Below are 18826 nucleotides of genomic sequence, written 5' to 3'. Positions count from 1 at the left end.
AGGACACGGCACCCCTGACGGCCGAAAGGAAGCGACAGGAGGATTCTGCCCAACTCCACCAATCAGAAAGACACTTAGCCGCGACAATCTACTAGCCAGGACCTTACGAAACATCCTTCCGCAACGACGCGATGAGGGCGTCACGGTCCCCGCGTGCCGTGTACGTACGGATCGGGTCGATGTAGTCGCGTGACTCGATGATCCGACCGTCCCGGATACGCATGACGAAGACGCAGGGCACCTTGGTCTTGGACTCGTCCGGCAACCTGAACTCATAGGCGAACTCGGCGACGATCACTTCAGGATCGGCGGTCTCGTGAACGACGACATCGACGACCCGCCTCTTCGGCAGGGACTCCCGAGCGTCCGGCGGCACGGTGAAGTGCTCCCGGAGCGCACGCCGACTCGTCAACGGCTCGGACTCCGGCGTCGCCATCGGATGCCGGACATCGGTGACCTCGCCATACAGGTCAGGCAACTCGTCGAAGTTCCCGTCGGCGACCCCATGCACAAGCCGGAGAAACACCTCGCGCGGACTCAGACTCACAAGACCTCCCAATGAACACGCACAGGCGGCTAGTGATCACTCTCCCACGACCGGCCAACTCCCGTGTTGGGCAGCCCGTCAGAAGGCAATGGCAGACAGGTCAGCAGCCAATTCGACGGCCTGGTACCCGTAGGTGTCAGCCGAGTCGACGCGCAGCCTGTCCGGTCTTGGCAGTGGGCAAGCACGAGTAGGGATACTCAATTCGAAGCACAGAAAGGCACAGCCGGAGGGCAGCGGAACGGCTACCTGGCGGCACCGAACAGCGCGAGCGTCTCCGCGAGTTGGGAGTGCTGAGGCTGGGGCAGGGCGTCCAGGGTGAACCAGTCGAGCGCGTCGAACTTGTGGGGCTCGCCGATCGCAACCTGCGCCGGGTCGACCTCGACGGCGAAGAGCACCGCGACCCAGTGCGAGACCGGTTCGCCGCGCAGGATGTTGCGGACGCCCAGGGTCTCGATCGCGAGCGCGTCCGCCACATACTCCTCGCGGACCTCGCGCCGCACCGCCGACTCGAAGGACTCGCCGTGCTCCAGGGCCCCGGCGCCGGTATCCCAGGCACCCGGCTCGTCCCGCGCGCCCGCGCTGCGCCGGGCCAGCAGGACGCGGCCGTTGCCGTCGTGGCACACGAAGACGCAGGACACCGTGGGCGCGGTGAGCGCCCGCTCGGCCGGGCGTTCAGGGGTGGTGCTGCTCATGCGGTCGCGCCTCCCGTGGCGGATGCTCAGAAGTGGTCGAGGAGTTCACGGAAGGCGCGAAGGTGCAGCACCGCGCCGTCGCTCGGGTCGAGTTCGGTGTGCTCGAGCACCCAGGTGTGGTCGTTGGGGATGAAGACGGCGTTCATCCCCACCTGCCGCGCCGGCAAGATGTCCGACTTCGGCGAGTTGCCGATCATCCAGCTGGTCTCGGGCGCGAGTTCGTGCTCCGCCAGGAAGCGGCGGTATGTCTCGCTGTCCTTCTCCTCGACGATGGAGACGGCCTTGAAGTGGTGCGCCAACCGCGACGCGTCGATCTTGCGTCGCTGCTCCTCCGGGTTGCCCTTCGTCAGCATCAGCAGCGTGTGGCGGCCGGCGAGCGCCGCCAACGTCTCGGCGACGTCGGGGATCAGCTCCACCCGGTGGTCGATCAGGGCGGCGGCCAACTCCTCGATCTCGGCCAGCTCCTGGCCGGTCGCCGGCCTGCCGCGCAGCTTCTCGACGCAGTCGCCGAGACTGCGCACCAGCATCCGGCTGCCGTACCCGTGCGTGATCGCGTTGGCCGCCTGGACCTCGTTGAGGACGGCGCGCAGTTGGAGCCGGTCGAGCGTGGGGTGTTGGACCCAGGTCAGGTAGTTTTCGATGACTCGCTCGAACAGCACGTTGTTCTCCCACAACGTGTCGTCCGCGTCGAAAACGAGCACCTGACCGTCGCGCCTCATCGAGCCTCCAAGATCTTCCCGCCGCCCACGCGAGACTATCCGGGGGCCCGCCGACCTGCTCGGAATTTCGGGCCCGGTCGGTCCACAGCACGACCGGGTCAACCTAGGTCAGACCATCAGCGGCACCGGGTGGATCTCGTCCGCAAGGTGGCCGGCCCGCTCGTGGATCCGCTGGACCGCCTCCCTCGAGGGAGCCTCCGACAGACAGTAGACCGTGCCGGACTCCGGGTCCGCCCAGGCCTGCTTGAAGTGGACGTGCTCCTCGTCCTCGATGGCGAGGTCGGCCTGGTGCGCGGCGGCGAGCTGCTCGGCCGTGATCCCGGTCATCCCGCGGTGGACATCCATGAAGGTCGTCATGGTCCCTGGCACCTCCCTCGGCTCGGCCCGAGGCGGCCTCGGGCCTTCCTGTGGTACCAGCATGCGCCGCACGCCCCCGGCAGGCGACCGGGCGACCGGGCGTAGGCCGGGGCCGCCGTCCCCTCGACGGCGGCCCCGGCCTACGCGGTCGCTCTCAGGTCAGCCCAGCGTCCACTGCTGGAGCGCGGAACCGGTGTTCGCCTGCTGGGTGACCAGCGAGCCGTCAGCCGTGGAGGCGGTGGTGAGCAGCAGGCCGCTCTTCGCCGAGGTCACGGTCCAGGAGCCGTTCGCCAGCTTCGTCAGCTTCCAGTGCTGGTTGCTGCCGCCGGTGCAGGTCCACTGGATCACCTGGGCGCCGGCGGAGGTCGAGCCGCCGCTGACGTCGGCGCAGAGCCCGGACTCGGCGTTGACCAGCTGGTAGGAGCCGTCGGACTGCTGGGTGAACTGCCAGCTCTGGTTGGCGCCGCCGTTCGCGGCCCAGGTGATCAGCTGCGTCCCCGCGCTCTTGCTGTGGTTCGGGTCGTCCAGCGCCTTGCCGCCGGTGACCAGGGTGTGCGGGCCGTTGAGGCTGGTGCCCTGGCCCACCGTCCAGCTGAAGCTCGTCGTACCGGAGGCCGTCCCCGAGGTCACCGTGACCGTCGCGGAACCGCTGCCCGCGGTGGTGGGCGGGCCGGAGATCAGCCCGGTGCCCGCGTCGATCGTGACGCCGGCCGGCAGGCCGGTCGCCGCGTAGGAGAGCGGCTGGCCAGAGCTGGAGCTCGCGCTGACCTGGAGCGAGACGGACGTACCCGCGGTCCAGCTCTGCGCGCCGATCGGGCTGACCGTGACCGTGCCGGAGGTCGAGCCGACCGCCGTCATGGTGAGCGTCTGCTCGGCGGCGGTCCGCCCCGCGCCGACCGAGCTGCCGGTCGTGTCGGTCCAGTAGCGGGCGGGCGTCGTCTCGCTGAGCCGGCCGGTGCTGCCGCTGAGGCCGACGACCAGCCCGCTGTAGCGGTTGACCAGCCGGTACGCGCCGCCGCTGGGGACGACGAACCACTGCTGCCCGACGCTGGGCCCGTTCGCGCCCGCCGCCGTGACGGTCGGGGCGGCGCCCCAGGCCCGGCCCGCGGTCACGCTGGAATCGACCCCGAGCAGCTGCCCGCTGCCGGCGTTGACGACCTGGTACGAGCCGTCGCCGTTGCCGACGAAGCTCCAGGCCTCGCTTGCGGCGCCGGTCGGCGAGGCCAGCGAGGTGGTCGCGGAGCCGGTGGCGGACTGTGCGAGGACCCGGCCGTCGCCGCTGGCGATGCGGTAGGTCTTGCTCGGGTCGAAGACGGGCGCGGCCGGGGAGCTGGAGTCCACCGTCTCGTCGGCGTACTCGCCGTCCGAGCTGTGACAGGCGATCGAGCAGTAGGAGCGGAAGCTCTTGCCGATGATCGTGGAGTTGGTCCGGTTCGCGCTGTCGACGAACCAGCGGTACCAGGAGCCGGAGGTGTAGCTGCCGGAGTCCCCCGCCAGGTACCACTTCTGCGTGGAGAGGTCGTCGGTGACGTAGTAACGCTGCGGCGCGGTGCCGGAGACGACCTCGGGCTCGCCGATGTAGAGGCCGAGGTAGGCGTCGTAGGCGATGTTCATGATGAAGAGGTCCGACTTCGCGGGCAGCAGCCCCGCCGTGACCTGCTGGTCCACGGTGCCGGTGTTGGCCGGGTTGTAGTCGCCGGAGACGGGGGTGTACCCGTTCGGGGCCGTGGAGGTGGCCGGGACCATGTTGCTCTCCAGGCCGCCGACGCCGGGCTGGGTCCAGGCGCCATTGTACCACTTCTGCCAGGTACCGGTGGCCATCTTGCCGGAGATCGGCGCACGGGCGACGTGGGCCAGGCCGCCCGTGCTGCCGCCGACACCGCCCTTGGGGACGATCCGGGAGCCGTAGTAGACGTAGAAGTAGCCCGACGCCGAGTCCACGAAGAGGCGCTGGTCGCCGTCCCCGTAGTCGTAGGTCTGGTTCGGGAAGGCAGCGGTGTCGCCCCGCTTGGTGCTGTAGGGCGAGGTGAGCGCGTGGCCCTTGATGGACCAGGTGTGGCCCTGGTCCTTGGAGACGGCGTAGTCGATGGCGTCGTAGTGCAGGCCGTCGCCGAAGGGCTGCGGGGTGAACTCGTTGTGGACCAGGCCGTACCAGTCCCCGGTGTCCGGGTCGACCCAGGTGCCCACCAGGTCGCAGTAGTTGGGCTGCGAGTAGCCGGAGCCGGACGGCGCGGAGGTCGCACTCAGGCCGGTCGGGCTGTTGTTGCAGCGCCAGGTGGTGTCGCCGTTCTTGTCGTTCTTGTTGGCCGAGTTGACCGCGTTGTTCAGCGTCGCGTCGGCGGTGGCGTTGTCGAAGGTGGTGCCGGTGTAGAACTGCCACTGCCGCGAGTCGGTCGCGCCGTAGAGCGAGTGCGACTGCTGGAAGTAGAACGTGCCGTCCTTGTCGACGTATGCGCCGGCCGGGGTGTCGTCCGGATACGCGTACGACCCGGTCGTCCCGATCGTGACGGTGTACGTGGCCGAGCCCGGGGTCGCCGCGGCGGACGCGTGCGCGGTGGACACGGTCGACGCGTGCGCGGTGGACGCCGCAGCCGTGCCGCCGCCGCCCAGGGCGAGTGTCAGCGCAGTTGCCGCGCCGACGAGTGTTCGAGGAGCTGACACAGTGACTCCCTCTCTGCCGGGGACGCCCCTGCGACGCCGCGCCGGCTGCGGCTCGGACAGTAGGACCAATTGGACCGGTAAAACAAGAGTGCCGACCAACACTTCCGCTGTTTCGTGGGCACTTCTTGACACCTTGAAGCAGGTGAGCCTAGGTTTCAGGGACATTCGCTTGATCGGTAAAACCAGTTGATCGGTAAGACCAGGGAGACCGGGAGCCTGAACAGCCATGGCGACGATGCAGGACGTGGCCGAGCGGGCCGGGGTCACCAAGCAGACCGTCTCCAACGTCATCAGCGGCCGGGTCAGGGTCCGCCCGACCACCGCGGCCCGCGTCCGCGAGGCGATCGACGAGCTCGGCTACACGCCGAACCTGGTCGCGCGCTCCCTGGCGACCGGCACCACCAAGACCGTCGGCCTCTTCGTGCCCACCGTGGCCAGCTCCTTCTACTCGGAGGTCGTCGAGGAGGTCGAGGACGTCCTCGAACGCAACGGCTACCACCTGCTGCTCTGCACCACCCGCCTCGACGGCGAGCGTGCTCGCCGACAGCTGGCCGGCCTCTCCAGCCGCAACGTCGACGCGCTGCTGATCGCCGGTGACCGGGATCTGATCGACCATCTCCCGCTGCTCGCCGACGCGCGCTTCCCCGTGGTCCTGTGCGCGTGGGAGACGGAGGCGCCCGACCGCTTCCCCGTGGTCACCATCGACTACGAGCTGGCCGGCTACCTCGCGGGACGCCACCTGCGCGCCCTCGGCCACGAACGCGTCGCCGTGCTGGCCAGCCCCGCGCACACGGTCCGGGTCGAGGGCTTCCGGCGCGCGTTCGCGGCCGACGGCTTGGCCGTCCCCGACAGGGCGGTGCACCTGGCCCCCGAGCCGACCCCGGCGGGCGGCTTCGCCGCCGCCTGCGCGGCGCTGAGCGCCGCCCCCTCCCCCACGGCGCTCTTCGCCACCCATGACGTGCTCGCGCTCGGCGCGCTCGAGGCGGCCCGGGTCCTCGGCCGCTCGGTTCCGGCCGACCTCTCCGTCGTCGGCCACGACGACAACCCCGAGGTCAGGGTCACCCACCCGGCGCTGACCACGGTGGCGATCCCCAAGCGGGAGATGGCCAGGCAGGCGATCGAACTGCTGCTGCGCGCCCTCGCCGAGTCCCAGAGCCCCACCAACGCGCTGCAGTTGCTGCGCCCCGAGCTGATCGTGCGCGAGAGCAGCGGGCCCGCTCCCCGGACGTCGGGCTGAGCGCCGCGCGACTGCTGGGCTCCGGGCGACGTCAAGGCTCCACCGGCCGGGTCCTCGGTCTGCACGTCGACGGCCCGCGGATCGAGGTCGGCATCCTTGCGGCGGACGGCGCCTGGCTGTACCGCGCGACCCTGCCGACCGAGGCCGAGCACGGGGTGGCCGCGGTGGTGGACGCCGTTCTGGCCGGTGCGACGGACCTGACCCGCCGCTTCGCCCCGGACGCGGCCGGGGTGGTCGTGCCCGGACTCGTGGACGAGGCGTCGGGCCTGGCCCTCTTCTCGGCCAACCTGCGCTGGCGGGACATCCCGTTTCCGCACTGGCTGGCGGAGGAGCTGGGCATCCCCGTCGTCCTCGGGCACGACGTCCGGGCCGCCGCCCTCGCCGAGGCGCGGTTCGGCGCGGGGCGGGGCTGCCGGTCGTTCCTCTACGTCTCCCTCGGCGACGGCGTCGCGGCGGCGACGGTGCTGGACGGCCGCGTGCTGGCGGGCGGCCACGGGCGGGCGGGCGAGATCGGGCACGTGGTCGTCCGACCGGACGGCCCGCTGTGCGGCTGTGGCCTGCGGGGATGCGTCGAGAGCCTGGCGGGCGCGCCGGCGCTGGTCCGGCAGTACCGGGAGGCCGGAGGGCCGCCCGGGCTCACGGCGCCGGAGATCCTCCGGCGGCCGGGCTCGGACAGTGCCGCCGAGGCCGCTCGGGCCGCCGCCGTCGACGCCTTGGCGGCCGGTCTGGGCCCGGTCATCGCCCTGCTCGACCCGCGTCGCCTCGTCCTCGGCGGCCCACTGCTCCAGGGTGTCGACGTCGGCCACCTCGACCGGCTCCACGACGCACTCGCCCGCCGCCTCGGCGTCCCCACCCTGCCCGACCTGCAGCCCGCTCAGCTGGGCGCCACCGCGGCCTGCCTCGGCGCGGCGCTGCTGGCCCGAAGGGAGACGGGTCAGGTGTGCAGGATGCCGTTCCTGCCGTCGTGAGCGTCGGCGGTCTCGTCGTCGAACCAGTAGTCGCCATGGGCGAGATACCTGAAGCTCAGCCGCTCGCCGGCCGGAAGCGCGACCCGGACCGCGCGGTAGCCGTCGGTCCGCGCCAGCAGCGGGTGCGCGCCCGGCTGCCAGTTGTTGAAGTCGCCGACGACGCTCACCTCACCCGCCGGGTGGTCGGGCGGCAGCACGAAGGTGATCTGGGTCCGGTTGTTGTCGTCGGTCTGGGTGCGCTCCAGCATGGCTTCTCCCTCGGGTGACGGGTGACCGGTCTGCTGCGATCGATACCGCTCCACGAAGACGTCGGCACGCGGGCGCTTCGGGTCAATCGCCTGTTCGGCTGACGTGGCCGGTCGGTCTGAGCTTCCGGTTTGCGCGGCAGGCCGTGGGGCAGGGGCAGGAGGGAGGGGTGAGCGGGAGGAGGTCCCGATGTCCAGCACTGCCCGGCCCATGCCGCCGGCCTCGGGCGAGGAACCCGACGCCGAACGGGACGGCACCTCACAGCAGAATCTCCACGCCCAGGACCATCCGCGAGCCGAGGGCGAGCCCGACGAGCCGCCGACCGCCGAAGCGGCCGACGACGAGATCGACCCGCTGTGGAGCTACCGGCCCGACGCCTGGCACCACCAGGACGCCGACCTGATCGGCTACCGCGTTGAGGCCACCGACGGACGGGTCGGCTCAGTCGCCTCGGCCGTCGAGACGGAGGGCGCGGCGCGCCTCGACGTGAAGACCGGCCCGTGGATCTTCGGCCGGGAGGTGACGGTGCCGGCGGGCACGGTCAAAGCGATCGACCGCGTCCACCGGGTCGTCCGCCTGGCCCAGCCGCGCGCGGTGGTCCGCGCCACGCCGGCCTACGACGCGGCCGTGCACGGCACCTTCGACGCCTACCGCAGGAGCGTGACCACGTACTACGCCTTCGTGGCCAGCCACCACCTGGCCGCCTGACGCCGTCCGGCGGGTCAGCGCGGGTCGGTGCCGGTCAGTGCGGGTCAGTGCGGGTCAGTGCGGCAGCAGCCGGTTCCAGCCGCCCGCCGGGGTGAGCAGGTAGCGCAGCCGTCCGGCCGCGCTCAGCTCCGGCGGCCGGAAGTGGTCCGCCGGTGGCTCGACGCCCGGGTGCGGCTGCGGCCGTGTCGGCGCGGTCAGCCGCAGGGCCCGCGCCTGCGCGCCGAGCCGGTCCAACTCGCCCTGCCCGAGTGACTCGCGCAGCATCGGGAAGAGCCGCGCCTCCTCCCAGTGCATGTGGCCGGACACGTGCTCGTGCAGCACGGCCACAAGCCGGTCGAACCCGGGCGCGTGCGCGTCCAGCGGGGCGATCCTGCGCAGCAGTACCTCCGCCTCCGCGTGGGTGTCGAGACCCTGTCGCGCCGGCTCCGCGCCGTCCTCGGTCCGCTCCCTGATGTTCGGGTAGAGGTACGTCTCCTCGATCGCGGCATGGGCCACGAGCAGGGCGGTGATGCGGTCCATCAGCTCCTTGCGCTCGGGGTCACCGATGGGGATCCCGATAAAGGCACTGAACATGCGCGCCGCGTCCTCGTGGTCGGCGGCCAGCAGGTCGAGCAGGTCACCCTCGGCGCGGTCGCGCGCGATATTGGTCTCGATCATCAGAAGCTCCTCGCTCCACGAAGCCCCCTCTGTCCCGCCTTGTGCCCCGTCCGGGCCCGATCACACCTGTTCCGCCGCGACGAGCTCGGCTCGCAGCACCGAGTAGATGACCATGTCGCGCCAGATGCCGCCCCGGAAGCAGGCGCCGCGCAGCACACCCTCGCGTGTGAAACCCGCCCGCTCAAGCGCGTGCTGCTCGGCGACGTTTGCGATCTCTGTGCTGGCCTCGACGCGATTTGCCTTCGTGTGAGCGAAGAGATATTCGGCGAGAAGGCGCTGGGCACGCTGTCCGTAGCCCTTGCCCCGCTCGGCGGCCAGCAGCGAGATGCCGATGTTCCAGCACGGGGAGCCCGGGCCCTGCATCACCTCGTGCCACTGCACCTCCCCGATGAACCGGTCGTCTTCACCGACGACGGCGAGACGCCCGCCTTGGCTGGAGAGGAAACCCTGCTCCGCCCACTGCCGACGGAGCTGCCCAGGGTTGCGATAGCCGAAGAAGCCGAGCTCCCCAGCTTCCGCAGGGTCCTCGTAAAGGCGCTCGAAGAGATCAAGATCCTTCTGGGCGACGGGGCGCAGGTGAACGTGATCAGCCATGACGTTCAGGCTAGCCCGGCCTGGCTGCCTCCACTGCGCCCGGCCCTCGGCGCCGATAGCATCGCAGGAGTCGACTCCTGTACCTGCGCGTGGCGCTGGAGGTTCAGTGGAGGATTCCGCAGCACTGGTCGCGTTCGTCGCCGTCACCGACCTCGACCGCGCCCAGCGCTTCTACGGCGAAGTGATCGGCCTGACTCTGCACGACGAGCGGCCTTACGCGCTGGTCGCCGCCGCAGGTGGGGCCACGCTGCGGATCACCGCCGTGGAGGCGGTGGCCGCAGCGCCGTACACCGTCCTCGGCTGGACCGTCCCGGATCTGAACGCGGCCGTCGACGACCTCGCGTCGCGCGGCGTCGGCTTCCATCGCTACGAGGGGATGGGCCAGGACGAACGCGGCGTGTGGACCGCTCCCAGCGGCGCGCGGGTGGCCTGGTTCAACGATCCTGACGGCAACACCCTGTCCATGACGCAGCTGCCCTGACATGAGGGGCGCTCAGCATGTCCGGGATCCGCTGCGACGGTCGATCGGAGACAAACCGTCGGCACTCTTGTTGCCACCGTGAGCCCTTGACGATCCATCACCTCTGCTGGACACTCGCGTGCCGTGATCGCCATCCAAGGCGTGAAGCCCGACACGGAGATATACGGCGCCCGCCTCGGTGCTGACAGAATCGACGCATGACGGACGACATTCGAGATATTTTCGAACAGGCTGGCTGTGAGGGCGCATTATGCGTCCAGCCGCTGGAAGGCGATGCCGAGTTCGGCCTGCATGCCGATGAGCCTGTGGTCCCAGCCTCGGTGGTCAAGGTGCAGATCGCCCTGGAGGCAGAAGCCTCGTTCGCCGAAGGCCAGTTGGACCCGTGCGAGCGGGTGACGCTGAGTGTCGCCGACCGAACGCCCGGCCCGGTCGGGATCTCGCTCTTCCTCGATGATGCCGTGCTCTCATGGCGGGACATGGTCGTCCTGATGCTCACCATCAGCGACAACCACACCACCGACGCGCTGCTGCGGCGAGTCGGCGTTGACGCGCTCAACGCGACAGCGACGCGGCTCGGGCTGACCGGCACTGTGATCGAGTCCGACCTTCAGACCATGCTCGACTCCATCGGCCAGGACATCGGCTGTGCAAGCTGGAATGACTCGCTGGCCTGGGCAGCCGGCGCATCGGCAGACGAAATGGCGCAGGCCGACGAGAGACTCCTCGCCTCCCGCGCCTTGGACCCGTCGCGGGGGACCCGAACCACCCCTCGCGACATGGTCGACCTACTGCGGCTGATCTGGACGGACCAAGCGGGCCCAGCCGCCGCGTGCGAACGTGTGCGCGCCGTGATGGCCAGGCAGTTGACCCGGCACCGGATCGCGAGCGGGTTCCGGCTGCCAGTACGGGTCGCGGCCAAGAGCGGCAGCCTGGTCGGCGTGATCCGGAACGAGATCGGCGTGATCTCCTATCCCGACGGCCGCCAATATGCCGCCGCTGTTTTCACTCGATCCCGGCCTGGCTCGGACGACGCCGCGATCAGCCGCGCCATCGGCGCCGTCACCGCGCGGGCCGTTACCGCACTACAGGACACGGGGGCCTGAAGTCCTCGCCCTGCCCAAGCGCGTGCTGTCATCTCCCCTGCTCGGCGGGTCGGTTCGGACGCAGGGTCCAGGTGATGGTCATCTCGCCGGTGATCTCGCCGTCGGCGCGACGGATCGTCACCTCGACCGGGAACACCGGACGTATCCCCGCGTCGAGCTCGGCGACGACCTCGCTCGCGGGGCGGCCCAGCTCGGCGGTCGCGGTGACCTCGCCCATGGCCAGCTTCTTGTAGGCGATGCTGGCGTCCACGGCCAGGGGCACCGCGCGGGAGAGCTGGTCGCTGAAGGCGGCGAGGACGATCGCGCCGCTCGCGGACTCGGCCAGGGTGAACATGGCGCCCGCGTGAGGGCCGCCGACGTGATTGTGGAAGTCGGGCTGGTCCGGCAGGCGGAGCACGGCGCGGGTGGCCGTGCACTCGTCGAAGGTCAGGTTCAGGGTCCGGACCATGGGAACGGTGGCCGGGAGCAGTTCCGCGATGGACGGCATGGCTTGAGTCATGGCGGCGATATTACCCGCCAGTAGCTTCCGTGCCAAAGTGCCTCCATTCGGCAGGGCCCTCACGCCGAGCCGGCTGTTCCCTCCGGCTCTGCCGCTGCGGCTTCGGCCTGCGCGGCGAGGGCAGCCTCGCGGCGGCCGACGACGGCGGCCGCTGCGGCCGCACTGCCGGCGAAGGCGAGGAGGACCATGGTCGAGCGGTCCAGCCTGTGCCGCGTCAGGTGGTCGAGGGAGTAGCGGCCGGGGCCGGAGATGCCGAGGCCGGCGGCGACGAAGCCGAGGAAGGCCGGGTACTCGTAGCCGCCCGCGGTGTTGAAGAAACCGGCCGGACGGTGCACCGCGACCGCGCCGGCCATCGCGCCGGCCGCCGCCGCGCCCGCCGCCGGAGTGGCGATGCCGAGGGCGAGCAGCAGGCCGCCGCCGGCCTCGCCGAGCCCTGCCGCGATCGCGCTCTGGTCGCCCGGATGGAAGCCCATGGCCTCCATCCCCTTCGCGGTGCCCTGGATGCCGCCGCCGCCGAACCAGCCGAAGAGCTTCTGTGCGCCATGCGCGAAGAGGACGCCGCCGGTGCCGAGGCGCAGCGCCAGCAGTCCGAGGTCCTTGCGGTGGAGGCAGGGCATGGCGGGGTCCTTCCGGGAGCCGAACAGCGGACAACTCCAGTGTTCGCGGAAGGAGGCCCCGGCTGCCGCTCCGGTTAGGCCGGGCGGGCGGCGTACTCGGCAGCGTCGGCGTCCGCGTCGCCACGCGCGGGCGCGGGCTCGGACGGGCGCAGGTCCTTGCCGAGGCAGATCGCCGACTCGTACTCGCGGTAGTAGCCGAACTTCACGATCGGCAGGTAGCCCTCGGCCTCGTACAGGGCCAGCGCCTCCGGCTGCTGGTCGCCCGTCTCGAGCACCATCCGGCGGCGGCCCGCCCGGCGGGCGTCCTCCTCCAGGAACCGCAGCATCCGCCGGGCCACGCCACGGCCGCGCGCCTGGGCGCGTGTGTACATCCGCTTGATCTCGGCGTCCCCGTCGGCCAGGCCGATCTCGCCGCCCTCCTGCGCGCGCCAGGCGGCCGTGCCGAGGGGGGTCCCGGCGGCGTCGTAGGCGACGGCGAAGATGCCGTTCGGCCGTTCGAACTCGGCCTCGTCGAGGACGGTGGCGTCGCCGTCCCCGTAGCGGCGGACGTACTCCTGCTGGACCTCGGCCATCAGCAGCTGCGCATCGGGGTGTCCGTACCCCACGATTCGTATCTCCACGAAGGGATCCTAACCAGCGCCACCGACACCCCGGCCAGCCGACCGTCAGCCGCCGAGCAGGTCCGTGCGCCCGAACATCTGCGCGGTCTGCCGCGCGGACGGCTGGCCGGCGTCCGGGTCCGCGCCGGCGGCCAGCAGTGCCGCGACGACGTCGGCCGCGCCCTTGAAGACCGCGCCCGCCAGCGGCGTCTGGCCCCGGTCGTTCGCGCGGTCGGCGTCGGCGCCGCGGTCCAGCAGGGCGCGGACCGCGTCCGGGTGGCCGTGGTACGCGGCCAGCATCAGCAGGGAGTCGCCCTTCTCGTTGGTCAGGTCGGCCGGGACGCCGGCGTCGACGTAGGCGGCCAGCCCGGCCGCATCCCCCGCGCGGGCCAGGTCGAAGACCTTGCCTGCCAGCTCCACGACCTCAGGGTCGATCTCGTCAGTCATCTGCACTCACCTTCTCGACAGCTTCGACGGCCTCGTCACTCGCGCCGACCTCCTCCGGACTCGGGAAGGGGTCGCCGAAGGTGAAAGCGTACGGGGTCGGTCCGTTCGTCCGGAGCGCGGTCAGCCGCTGCTCGGCCTCCCCGACGGTCGGCTCGTGCCCCGCCGGAACCCACCACAGGACGGTCACCGCCTCCTGCATCCGCTCGAACCACTCCCGGCGACGCTTCAGGAACGGCCGGTGATCCGTGCTGTAGACGAACTCGAAGAGCGCTGAGTGGTCCCGCCAGACGGACATGTTGACGATCAGCCACGGGTCGTCCATGAACCGCAGCGAGGTGGCGTCGTTGCCCTCCCCCTGAAGCCGCCAGACGTAGCCGTCGGCCGTCTCCGCCGCGGCGTTGACCGGGTCCAGCCCGGCGACGAAGTCGGCCATCACCGGGCTGTCGAGCGCGTCCTTCATTCGGGCGATGTTCACCTGGGCCAGATGCCAGTTCGTCATGTTCCCCCCGTCAGCGGTCATCCGCGCACCCTACCCGCTGCGGGGGACAACGCGGCGTCCGTCCGGGTGTCAGCCATCCGGGCGAACCACCCGCGCGCCGCCGCCCCACAGCGGGCCGCACGGGACACGATCGCCTGCGAGGGGGAACGCACCCGGCAAAACCACCCATTTGCTGCTATCCATTACTTATTACTTTTTGTCACGATAGTGAGACGTTGTGTGACGAGTGCCTGTCCCACCAGGCCTCCCAGACCGCTGTCCCTACTACGAGGAGCCCCTCGTGATCCTCTCCGTCTCCGGAGTCGTCCTGCTGGGAATCATCGTGTTCCTGTTCTTCCGCAAGGACGGCCTCAAGCTTTCACACGCTCTGGTGTGCGCCCTCTTCGGTTTCTATCTCGCGGGTACCGCGATCGCCCCCAGCATCAAGGCCGGCGGAGCCAGCCTGGCCAGCCTGCTCGGCGGCATCAAGTTCTGACGCGCCCGCACCTGCCCCGGAGCACCCGATGACCTTCACCGAGCACCTAGCCCGCGGCCGCGATTTCGCCCGCACCGCCGGCGACCACGCCGCCGACATGTTCGGCCCCCTGATCACGATCGGCCGCGGCCTGCGGGCCCATGCGGCGTGGGCGAAGAACTGGTGGGCCAACACCCCCAAGGACAAGCGCGGCCCGGCGCTCTTCCTGGTGGTCGCCGTGGTCGCCGCCGTCGCGCTGCTGCCTTACGGCCCCCTGCTGGCACTGCTCACGCTGATGGGCAGCGCCGCCTGGGCCGGCCGCGTCCGCGTCGTCCCGCCGCCACCCGCGCCGGACACCAGCAACCTCAAACTCGCCGCGATCTACACCGCGCTGACGCCCTATCTCGTCCACGAGTCGGACCCGAACCCGCTCTACGCGCACGGCGGCGACTTCAAAGAGGCGTTCAGCAGCTGGGAGTTCGACGAGGAGGGCCGGCTGATCTCGCTGGACCTGCGCTACCCCGCCTACTTCACCGACACCGAGCCCCAGTCCCGGGCCCGGATCGAGCAGGTGATCCACGGCAAGGTGGGCCGCAGTCGCGAGTACCGCTTCGTCTGGGACGAGGAGGTCAACCGCCTCCAGGTCGTGGCGCTGCCGCCGCTGCCCGGCGACATCGCCGCGCAGACCTTCGTCACCGCGGCGGGCGAGCTGGTGCTCGGCTTCACCGACACGACCAGCACCAACCGCATGATCCCGGTCCGTCAGGACGGCGGGCAGGCGCACCAGCCGCCGGTGCTCTGGCGCACCGGGCCGCGCTCCGCCGAGCCGCACCTGCTCGGGCTCGGCGCGCACGGCTTCGGCACCTCGACCCTGCTGCGCTCACTGGCGCTCCAGGCGCTGCAGCACGGCGACGTCGTCGTCATCGACGGCGCGGGCACCGGCGAACACGCCTGCCTGGTCGGACGTCCGGGCGTGCACACGGTCGAGACCAGCCTGCACGGCGCGCTCGCCGCGCTGGAATGGGCGGCGACCGAGACGCAGCGGCGGCTCGACGCGCACAACCAGGCCAAGCGCTCCGGCGTCATGCCGCCCGCGGACACGCTGCGCCCGCTCTGGCTGCTCCTGGACCACCCCTCCGAGCTGAGCGAACTCGCGCACGCGGAGGGCCGTCCGGACCCGCAGGAGCTCCTGGAGACCCCGCTGCGGCACGGCAGGACGGCGCACGTGACGGTCGTCGTGGTGGATCGGCTCGACGCGCTGGAGCGGATCCGGCCCAACCTGCGCAGCGGCTGCCGGGCTCGCGTGGTGCTCGGTCCGCTCAGCCCCGAGCTGGCCCTGGACGCGCTGGGCACGCCGCTGGACATCACCCCGTCCAGCCACACCCCGCCCGGCCGCGGCTACGCCCGCCTCGGCAACGCCGCCCCGGTCCGCCTCCAGGTCCCGGCCACCCCGGACCCCCTGGACGAGGACGCGCCGACCGACCAGCGCGACGCGGTCATCGCCCTGCTCCCCCACGCGGACACCCGCACCGAGAGCACGGCCGAGCTGTCGCTGAGCAAGGACCTCTCGTCCCTGGACGCCGCCGCCCGGAGCCTGCCGGATCTGTCGGACCTGTCGGACCTCTCGGAGCTCTCCCCGATCGAGGTGCCGCCCATCCCACCGGTCCCGCCGATGCCGACGGAGGCCCCGCGCTTCCTCTGAGCGGTGCCGCCGCTCGGCCCTGCTCTGCGCACCGGTTCTGACCAGCCGTCAACGATGCCCCCGACAGCCCTCCTTGGCCCGGGGGCATCGGCCTGCCCGCAGGTCACCAGGTCACCCTTTGGCCACCTTTTGGGCGTCGGCCCGAAAGCCGTGGTCCGGTTGGGCCTGGACGGCAGCCGCACCGTTCGCGCACCCCCTTGACGGCACCACCCGAACAGGTGCTCAATAGTGCGCCAATGGACTGCGTTCATACCATTGAGCGGTCCGCACCCAGAGAGACCAGAGGTGCGCATGTCGTCCCCAGAGTCATCCGCGCTCATCCCCGAGGCCGCACCCTCGGACGAACAACGCCTCCACGAGCTCGGCTACGCACAGGAGTTGGCCCGCAGCATGTCGGGCTTCTCCAATTTCGCCGTCTCCTTCACCATCATTTCGATCCTCTCCGGCTGCCTGACCCTCTACGGGACCGGCATGAACACCGGCGGACCCGTCGTCATCGTCTGGGGCTGGCCCTTCGTCGGACTCATGACGCTGCTGGTCGGCCTGGCGATGGCCGAGGTCTGCTCCAGCTACCCGACCGCCGGTGGTCTCTACTACTGGGCCGCCAAGCTCTCACCCGACAACGGCGCGGCCTGGTCCTGGTTCACCGGCTGGTTCAACTTCCTCGGGCAGGTCGCGGTGACCGCCGGCATCGACTTCGGCGCCGCGCAGTTCATCAACGCCCTTCTCGACCTCCAGGGTTGGTACAAGGCCACGCCCGGCCACACGATTCTCATCTTCGGCCTGGTGCTGGTGGTCCACGGCGCGCTGAACACCTTCGGCGTCAAGATCGTGGCCCTGCTCAGCAACGTCAGCGTCTGGTGGCACGTGGTGGGCGTCGTCGTGATCGTCGGAGCACTGGCGATCACGCCCAAGCACCACCAGTCGGCGAGCTTCGTCTTCACGCACTTCGTCAACAACACCGGCTGGAGCAGCGCCCTCTACGTCGCCGCGATCGGCCTGCTGATGGCGCAGTACACCTTCACCGGCTACGACGCCTCCGCCCACATGACCGAGGAGACCCGCGACGCGGCCCGCTCCGGTCCGCGCGGCATCGTGATGTCGATCGTGGTCTCGCTGATCGCGGGCTGGGTGCTGCTGATCGGCCTCACCTTCGCCATTCAGGACTACTCTGGCGAGGTCAACAGCGCGACCGGTGTCGCGCCCGCACAGATCTTCCTCGACGCCGTCGGCGCGACCGGCGGCAAGCTGCTGCTGCTCGTGGCGATCGGCGCACAGCTCTTCTGCGGCATGAGCTCGGTGACGGCCAACTCCCGCATGATCTACGCCTTCTCGCGTGACGGCGCGCTGCCAGGCTCCCGCCTGTGGCACCGGATCAACCCGCGCACCCGCACGCCCACCAACGGCGTCTGGCTGGCGGTGGCAGGCGCGTTCCTGCTCGGACTGCCGTATCTGTGGAACCTCACGGCCTACCAGGCGGTGACCTCGATCTCGGTCATCGGGCTCTACATCGCCTACGTCATCCCGACGTTCCTGCGTCTGCGCCTGGGCAAGGGCTTCCGGCCGGGCCCGTGGCAGCTGGGACGTTGGAGCCGCCCGATCGGCATCGCGGCGGTGGTCTGGGTCGCGTTCATCACCGTGCTGTTCATGCTGCCGACCGCCAACCCGGTGAACTGGGTGTCGTTCAACTACGCCCCGATCGCGGTGCTGATCGTGCTCGGCTTCGCGGGCGGCTGGTGGGCGCTGTCAGCCAGGAAGTGGTTCACCGGCCCACGCGTCCAAGGCACACCGGAGGAGCTGGCCGCCGTGGAGCGCGACCTCAGCGCCGGGTGAGACCGGCGGCGGGAGCGGGCACCAGCCGCCGCCGGTGAGTCGTCCAGGCGGGAACCGACTCACCGGCGGGGATCAGTAGCCATGCGGGGTGAGACCCGGCTCGCGAGCGGGTACGAACCGGCCGACAGGCATCGGGGCCTGCCCGCTCGCGCCAGGAAGGACCGCATGAGCAGCGACGAACCGGCCACGGACCTCCCCGTGGGACTGTCGCCCTCGGCCCGCCTCGCCCTCGGCGCGGCCGGCTACCACCGCCTCGCGGACCTCGACGGCGTCCCTGAGGCGGAACTCCGACAGTTGCCCGGCGTCGGCCCCAAAGCCCTGCGGCTGCTCAAACTCGCCCTGTCAGGGCGGGGCATGGGGCTGGCCGGCTGAGTTCGCAGCCGGCCTGACCGCTACTCCCCCTCGCGCTCCGGCGCTTCGGCGATGCGCTTGAGGGTCGCCAGGCGTCGGTCCCACTCGGACGCAAGCGCCGCCATCCAGCGCGCCGTAGCGTCAAGTGCCGCAGACCGCACCGCGTAGCGGACCTCGCGGCCGACGCGCGTACCGACGACCAGCCCGGCCGCGTCCAGGACGGCGAGGTGCTTCACCACGGCCTGGCGCGAGACGGGCAGGCGTTCGGCCAGGGTGGTGGCGGTGGCCTCGCCGTCCGCCGCGAGGAGGTCGAGCAGCTGCCGCCGGGTCGGGTCGGCGAGCGCGGCGAGGACGCTGTCGACCGCCGCGCGTGGTTCTTCCGTCACCCGTACGTCGCTTCGGCGCGCTTCTTGAACTCGGCGATCACCTGCTGCCAGCCGCCGGTGTTGTCCTGCACCGCCTTGCCGCGCAGCTCCTCCGAGCCGGCCAGCGCCGCGAATCCGCTCTCGACGACGCGGAGCCTGATCTGGTCGCCCTCCTGGGCGAGCGTGAACTCGATCAGGGTGCTGTTGCCCTCGCGCAGCTCCTCGCCGGGGAACGCGCTGGCCCAGCGGTAGGCAAGGTACGACTGCGGCTCGACCTTCTCCACCCGCACGGGGAAGGTGCCGTACTCGGGGTGCTTGCCGACTGTCGTCTCGCCCTCGACGGCCACGGTGCCGGCCACGTCCGCCGGGTCGGGGAAGACCCAGAAACCCGGCTGGGCCACCAGCGACCAGACCCGGTCAAGGGAAGCCGCGATCAGCGTCTCGCGTTCGATCCTGTCCTCGCTCATAGGAGAGCTCCTTCACTTCGTTC

General features: G+C 70.8%; 24 protein-coding genes. 9 read left to right on the top strand and 15 right to left on the bottom strand.

Going from position 1 to position 18826, the window contains the following annotated elements; translation table 11 throughout:
• Positions 1–103: 103 nt before the first annotated feature.
• The 5 genes from ABIA32_RS29660 to ABIA32_RS29640 form a co-directional block, all read right to left on the bottom strand.
• On the bottom strand, positions 104–559 hold the full coding sequence (locus tag ABIA32_RS29660) for a nuclear transport factor 2 family protein (protein ID WP_370102101.1): 456 nt from the start codon (positions 557–559) through the stop codon (positions 104–106).
• A 230-nt stretch (positions 560–789) separates the two neighbouring features.
• Positions 790–1239, bottom strand: coding sequence for an NUDIX domain-containing protein (locus ABIA32_RS29655; RefSeq protein WP_370102098.1), 450 nt, complete (start codon positions 1237–1239; stop codon positions 790–792).
• Positions 1240–1265: 26 nt separating this feature from the next.
• The gene (locus ABIA32_RS29650; RefSeq protein WP_370102095.1) at positions 1266–1958 is read right to left on the bottom strand and encodes an HAD family hydrolase; all 693 of its coding nucleotides are present in this window, start codon (positions 1956–1958) and stop codon (positions 1266–1268) included.
• Between the two features lie 108 nt (positions 1959–2066).
• Complete coding sequence (locus ABIA32_RS29645) at positions 2067–2315, bottom strand: SCO4226 family nickel-binding protein (protein WP_370102093.1); 249 nt, start codon at positions 2313–2315, stop codon at positions 2067–2069.
• A gap of 159 nt (positions 2316–2474) precedes the next feature.
• Entirely contained in the window at positions 2475–4976 is a 2502-nt protein-coding gene (locus ABIA32_RS29640; protein WP_370102090.1) for an RICIN domain-containing protein, read from the bottom strand.
• 226 nt (positions 4977–5202) lie between these two features.
• Here ABIA32_RS29640 and ABIA32_RS29635 point away from each other — a divergent pair, with 226 nt between their 5' ends.
• Positions 5203–6213, top strand: a complete 1011-nt coding sequence (locus ABIA32_RS29635; protein ID WP_370102088.1) for a LacI family DNA-binding transcriptional regulator — start codon at positions 5203–5205, stop codon at positions 6211–6213.
• Positions 6210–7181 (top strand): ROK family protein, encoded by a 972-nt coding sequence (locus ABIA32_RS29630; RefSeq protein ID WP_370102112.1) that lies wholly within the window; start codon positions 6210–6212, stop codon positions 7179–7181. Before ABIA32_RS29635 ends, ABIA32_RS29630 begins: the two co-directional genes overlap by 4 nt.
• Here the strand turns inward: ABIA32_RS29630 and ABIA32_RS29625 are convergent.
• A complete protein-coding gene (locus tag ABIA32_RS29625) occupies positions 7148–7429 on the bottom strand; it encodes an isoamylase early set domain-containing protein (RefSeq protein ID WP_370102085.1) in 282 nt (93 codons plus the stop codon). The genes ABIA32_RS29630 and ABIA32_RS29625 overlap by 34 nt on opposite strands.
• 187 nt (positions 7430–7616) lie before the next feature.
• On the opposite strand from ABIA32_RS29625, the gene ABIA32_RS29620 reads away from it, so the two are divergent.
• Entirely contained in the window at positions 7617–8135 is a 519-nt protein-coding gene (locus tag ABIA32_RS29620; protein ID WP_370102082.1) for a hypothetical protein, read from the top strand.
• A gap of 54 nt (positions 8136–8189) precedes the next feature.
• On the opposite strand, the gene ABIA32_RS29615 is transcribed toward ABIA32_RS29620, so the two are convergent.
• A complete protein-coding gene (locus tag ABIA32_RS29615) occupies positions 8190–8792 on the bottom strand; it encodes a hemerythrin domain-containing protein (RefSeq protein WP_370102079.1) in 603 nt (200 codons plus the stop codon).
• A gap of 60 nt (positions 8793–8852) precedes the next feature.
• Positions 8853–9386 (bottom strand): GNAT family N-acetyltransferase, encoded by a 534-nt coding sequence (locus tag ABIA32_RS29610; protein ID WP_370102076.1) that lies wholly within the window; start codon positions 9384–9386, stop codon positions 8853–8855.
• Between the two features lie 106 nt (positions 9387–9492).
• Here ABIA32_RS29610 and ABIA32_RS29605 point away from each other — a divergent pair, with 106 nt between their 5' ends.
• On the top strand, positions 9493–9867 hold the full coding sequence (locus ABIA32_RS29605) for a VOC family protein (protein WP_370102073.1): 375 nt from the start codon (positions 9493–9495) through the stop codon (positions 9865–9867).
• A 197-nt stretch (positions 9868–10064) separates the two neighbouring features.
• The gene (locus ABIA32_RS29600) at positions 10065–10970 is read left to right on the top strand and encodes a serine hydrolase (RefSeq protein ID WP_370102070.1); all 906 of its coding nucleotides are present in this window, start codon (positions 10065–10067) and stop codon (positions 10968–10970) included.
• 28 nt (positions 10971–10998) lie between these two features.
• On the opposite strand, the gene ABIA32_RS29595 is transcribed toward ABIA32_RS29600, so the two are convergent.
• From ABIA32_RS29595 to ABIA32_RS29575, 5 genes are all read right to left on the bottom strand, one after another.
• Positions 10999–11469 carry a DUF4442 domain-containing protein gene (locus tag ABIA32_RS29595; RefSeq protein ID WP_370102067.1) on the bottom strand — a complete coding sequence of 157 codons (471 nt, stop codon included), beginning with the start codon at positions 11467–11469 and terminating at the stop codon, positions 10999–11001.
• Between the two features lie 59 nt (positions 11470–11528).
• The gene (locus tag ABIA32_RS29590) at positions 11529–12086 is read right to left on the bottom strand and encodes a DoxX family protein (RefSeq protein WP_370102064.1); all 558 of its coding nucleotides are present in this window, start codon (positions 12084–12086) and stop codon (positions 11529–11531) included.
• A 74-nt stretch (positions 12087–12160) separates the two neighbouring features.
• On the bottom strand, positions 12161–12706 hold the full coding sequence (locus tag ABIA32_RS29585) for a GNAT family N-acetyltransferase (protein ID WP_370102061.1): 546 nt from the start codon (positions 12704–12706) through the stop codon (positions 12161–12163).
• A 45-nt stretch (positions 12707–12751) separates the two neighbouring features.
• Entirely contained in the window at positions 12752–13132 is a 381-nt protein-coding gene (locus tag ABIA32_RS29580) for an ankyrin repeat domain-containing protein (RefSeq protein WP_370102058.1), read from the bottom strand.
• On the bottom strand, positions 13125–13652 hold the full coding sequence (locus ABIA32_RS29575) for a DUF3291 domain-containing protein (RefSeq protein WP_370102055.1): 528 nt from the start codon (positions 13650–13652) through the stop codon (positions 13125–13127). The genes ABIA32_RS29580 and ABIA32_RS29575 overlap by 8 nt, the downstream gene beginning before the upstream one ends.
• Before the next feature lie 259 nt (positions 13653–13911).
• Between ABIA32_RS29575 and ABIA32_RS29570 the strand changes: the two genes are divergently transcribed.
• From ABIA32_RS29570 to ABIA32_RS29555, 4 genes are all read left to right on the top strand, one after another.
• Positions 13912–14106 carry a hypothetical protein gene (locus ABIA32_RS29570; protein WP_037606139.1) on the top strand — a complete coding sequence of 65 codons (195 nt, stop codon included), beginning with the start codon at positions 13912–13914 and terminating at the stop codon, positions 14104–14106.
• 28 nt (positions 14107–14134) lie between these two features.
• On the top strand, positions 14135–15787 hold the full coding sequence (locus ABIA32_RS29565; RefSeq protein WP_370102052.1) for a hypothetical protein: 1653 nt from the start codon (positions 14135–14137) through the stop codon (positions 15785–15787).
• Positions 15788–16078: 291 nt separating this feature from the next.
• Positions 16079–17620 (top strand): amino acid permease, encoded by a 1542-nt coding sequence (locus ABIA32_RS29560; RefSeq protein WP_370102050.1) that lies wholly within the window; start codon positions 16079–16081, stop codon positions 17618–17620.
• Positions 17621–17785: 165 nt separating this feature from the next.
• The gene (locus tag ABIA32_RS29555; protein WP_370102047.1) at positions 17786–17992 is read left to right on the top strand and encodes a DNA-binding protein; all 207 of its coding nucleotides are present in this window, start codon (positions 17786–17788) and stop codon (positions 17990–17992) included.
• 20 nt (positions 17993–18012) lie between these two features.
• Here the strand turns inward: ABIA32_RS29555 and ABIA32_RS29550 are convergent, their stop codons facing one another.
• Positions 18013–18357, bottom strand: a complete 345-nt coding sequence (locus tag ABIA32_RS29550) for an ArsR/SmtB family transcription factor (RefSeq protein ID WP_370102045.1) — start codon at positions 18355–18357, stop codon at positions 18013–18015.
• Entirely contained in the window at positions 18354–18803 is a 450-nt protein-coding gene (locus ABIA32_RS29545) for an SRPBCC domain-containing protein (protein ID WP_370102042.1), read from the bottom strand. Before ABIA32_RS29545 ends, ABIA32_RS29550 begins: the two co-directional genes overlap by 4 nt.
• Between the last annotated feature and the right edge of the window lie 23 nt (positions 18804–18826).

It is taken from the genome of Streptacidiphilus sp. MAP12-20 (assembly GCF_041262525.1).
Classification (GTDB): domain Bacteria; phylum Actinomycetota; class Actinomycetes; order Streptomycetales; family Streptomycetaceae; genus Streptacidiphilus.
The sequence above is the reverse complement of the archived record's forward strand: the minus strand, read 5'-3'. Positions and strand labels throughout refer to the sequence as shown.

Coding starts and splice junctions, on each gene's coding strand:
- ABIA32_RS29555 (WP_370102047.1), top strand. CDS start 17,786: ATGAGCAGCGACGAACCGGCCACGGACCTCCCCGTGGGACTGTCGCCC.
- ABIA32_RS29645 (WP_370102093.1), bottom strand. CDS start 2,315: ATGACGACCTTCATGGATGTCCACCGCGGGATGACCGGGATCACGGCC.
- ABIA32_RS29625 (WP_370102085.1), bottom strand. CDS start 7,429: ATGCTGGAGCGCACCCAGACCGACGACAACAACCGGACCCAGATCACC.
- ABIA32_RS29590 (WP_370102064.1), bottom strand. CDS start 12,086: ATGCCCTGCCTCCACCGCAAGGACCTCGGACTGCTGGCGCTGCGCCTC.
- ABIA32_RS29595 (WP_370102067.1), bottom strand. CDS start 11,469: ATGACTCAAGCCATGCCGTCCATCGCGGAACTGCTCCCGGCCACCGTT.
- ABIA32_RS29650 (WP_370102095.1), bottom strand. CDS start 1,958: ATGAGGCGCGACGGTCAGGTGCTCGTTTTCGACGCGGACGACACGTTG.
- ABIA32_RS29600 (WP_370102070.1), top strand. CDS start 10,065: ATGACGGACGACATTCGAGATATTTTCGAACAGGCTGGCTGTGAGGGC.
- ABIA32_RS29565 (WP_370102052.1), top strand. CDS start 14,135: ATGACCTTCACCGAGCACCTAGCCCGCGGCCGCGATTTCGCCCGCACC.
- ABIA32_RS29560 (WP_370102050.1), top strand. CDS start 16,079: ATGTCGTCCCCAGAGTCATCCGCGCTCATCCCCGAGGCCGCACCCTCG.
- ABIA32_RS29610 (WP_370102076.1), bottom strand. CDS start 9,386: ATGGCTGATCACGTTCACCTGCGCCCCGTCGCCCAGAAGGATCTTGAT.
- ABIA32_RS29655 (WP_370102098.1), bottom strand. CDS start 1,239: ATGAGCAGCACCACCCCTGAACGCCCGGCCGAGCGGGCGCTCACCGCG.
- ABIA32_RS29545 (WP_370102042.1), bottom strand. CDS start 18,803: ATGAGCGAGGACAGGATCGAACGCGAGACGCTGATCGCGGCTTCCCTT.
- ABIA32_RS29635 (WP_370102088.1), top strand. CDS start 5,203: ATGGCGACGATGCAGGACGTGGCCGAGCGGGCCGGGGTCACCAAGCAG.
- ABIA32_RS29615 (WP_370102079.1), bottom strand. CDS start 8,792: ATGATCGAGACCAATATCGCGCGCGACCGCGCCGAGGGTGACCTGCTC.
- ABIA32_RS29620 (WP_370102082.1), top strand. CDS start 7,617: ATGTCCAGCACTGCCCGGCCCATGCCGCCGGCCTCGGGCGAGGAACCC.
- ABIA32_RS29575 (WP_370102055.1), bottom strand. CDS start 13,652: ATGACCGCTGACGGGGGGAACATGACGAACTGGCATCTGGCCCAGGTG.
- ABIA32_RS29580 (WP_370102058.1), bottom strand. CDS start 13,132: ATGACTGACGAGATCGACCCTGAGGTCGTGGAGCTGGCAGGCAAGGTC.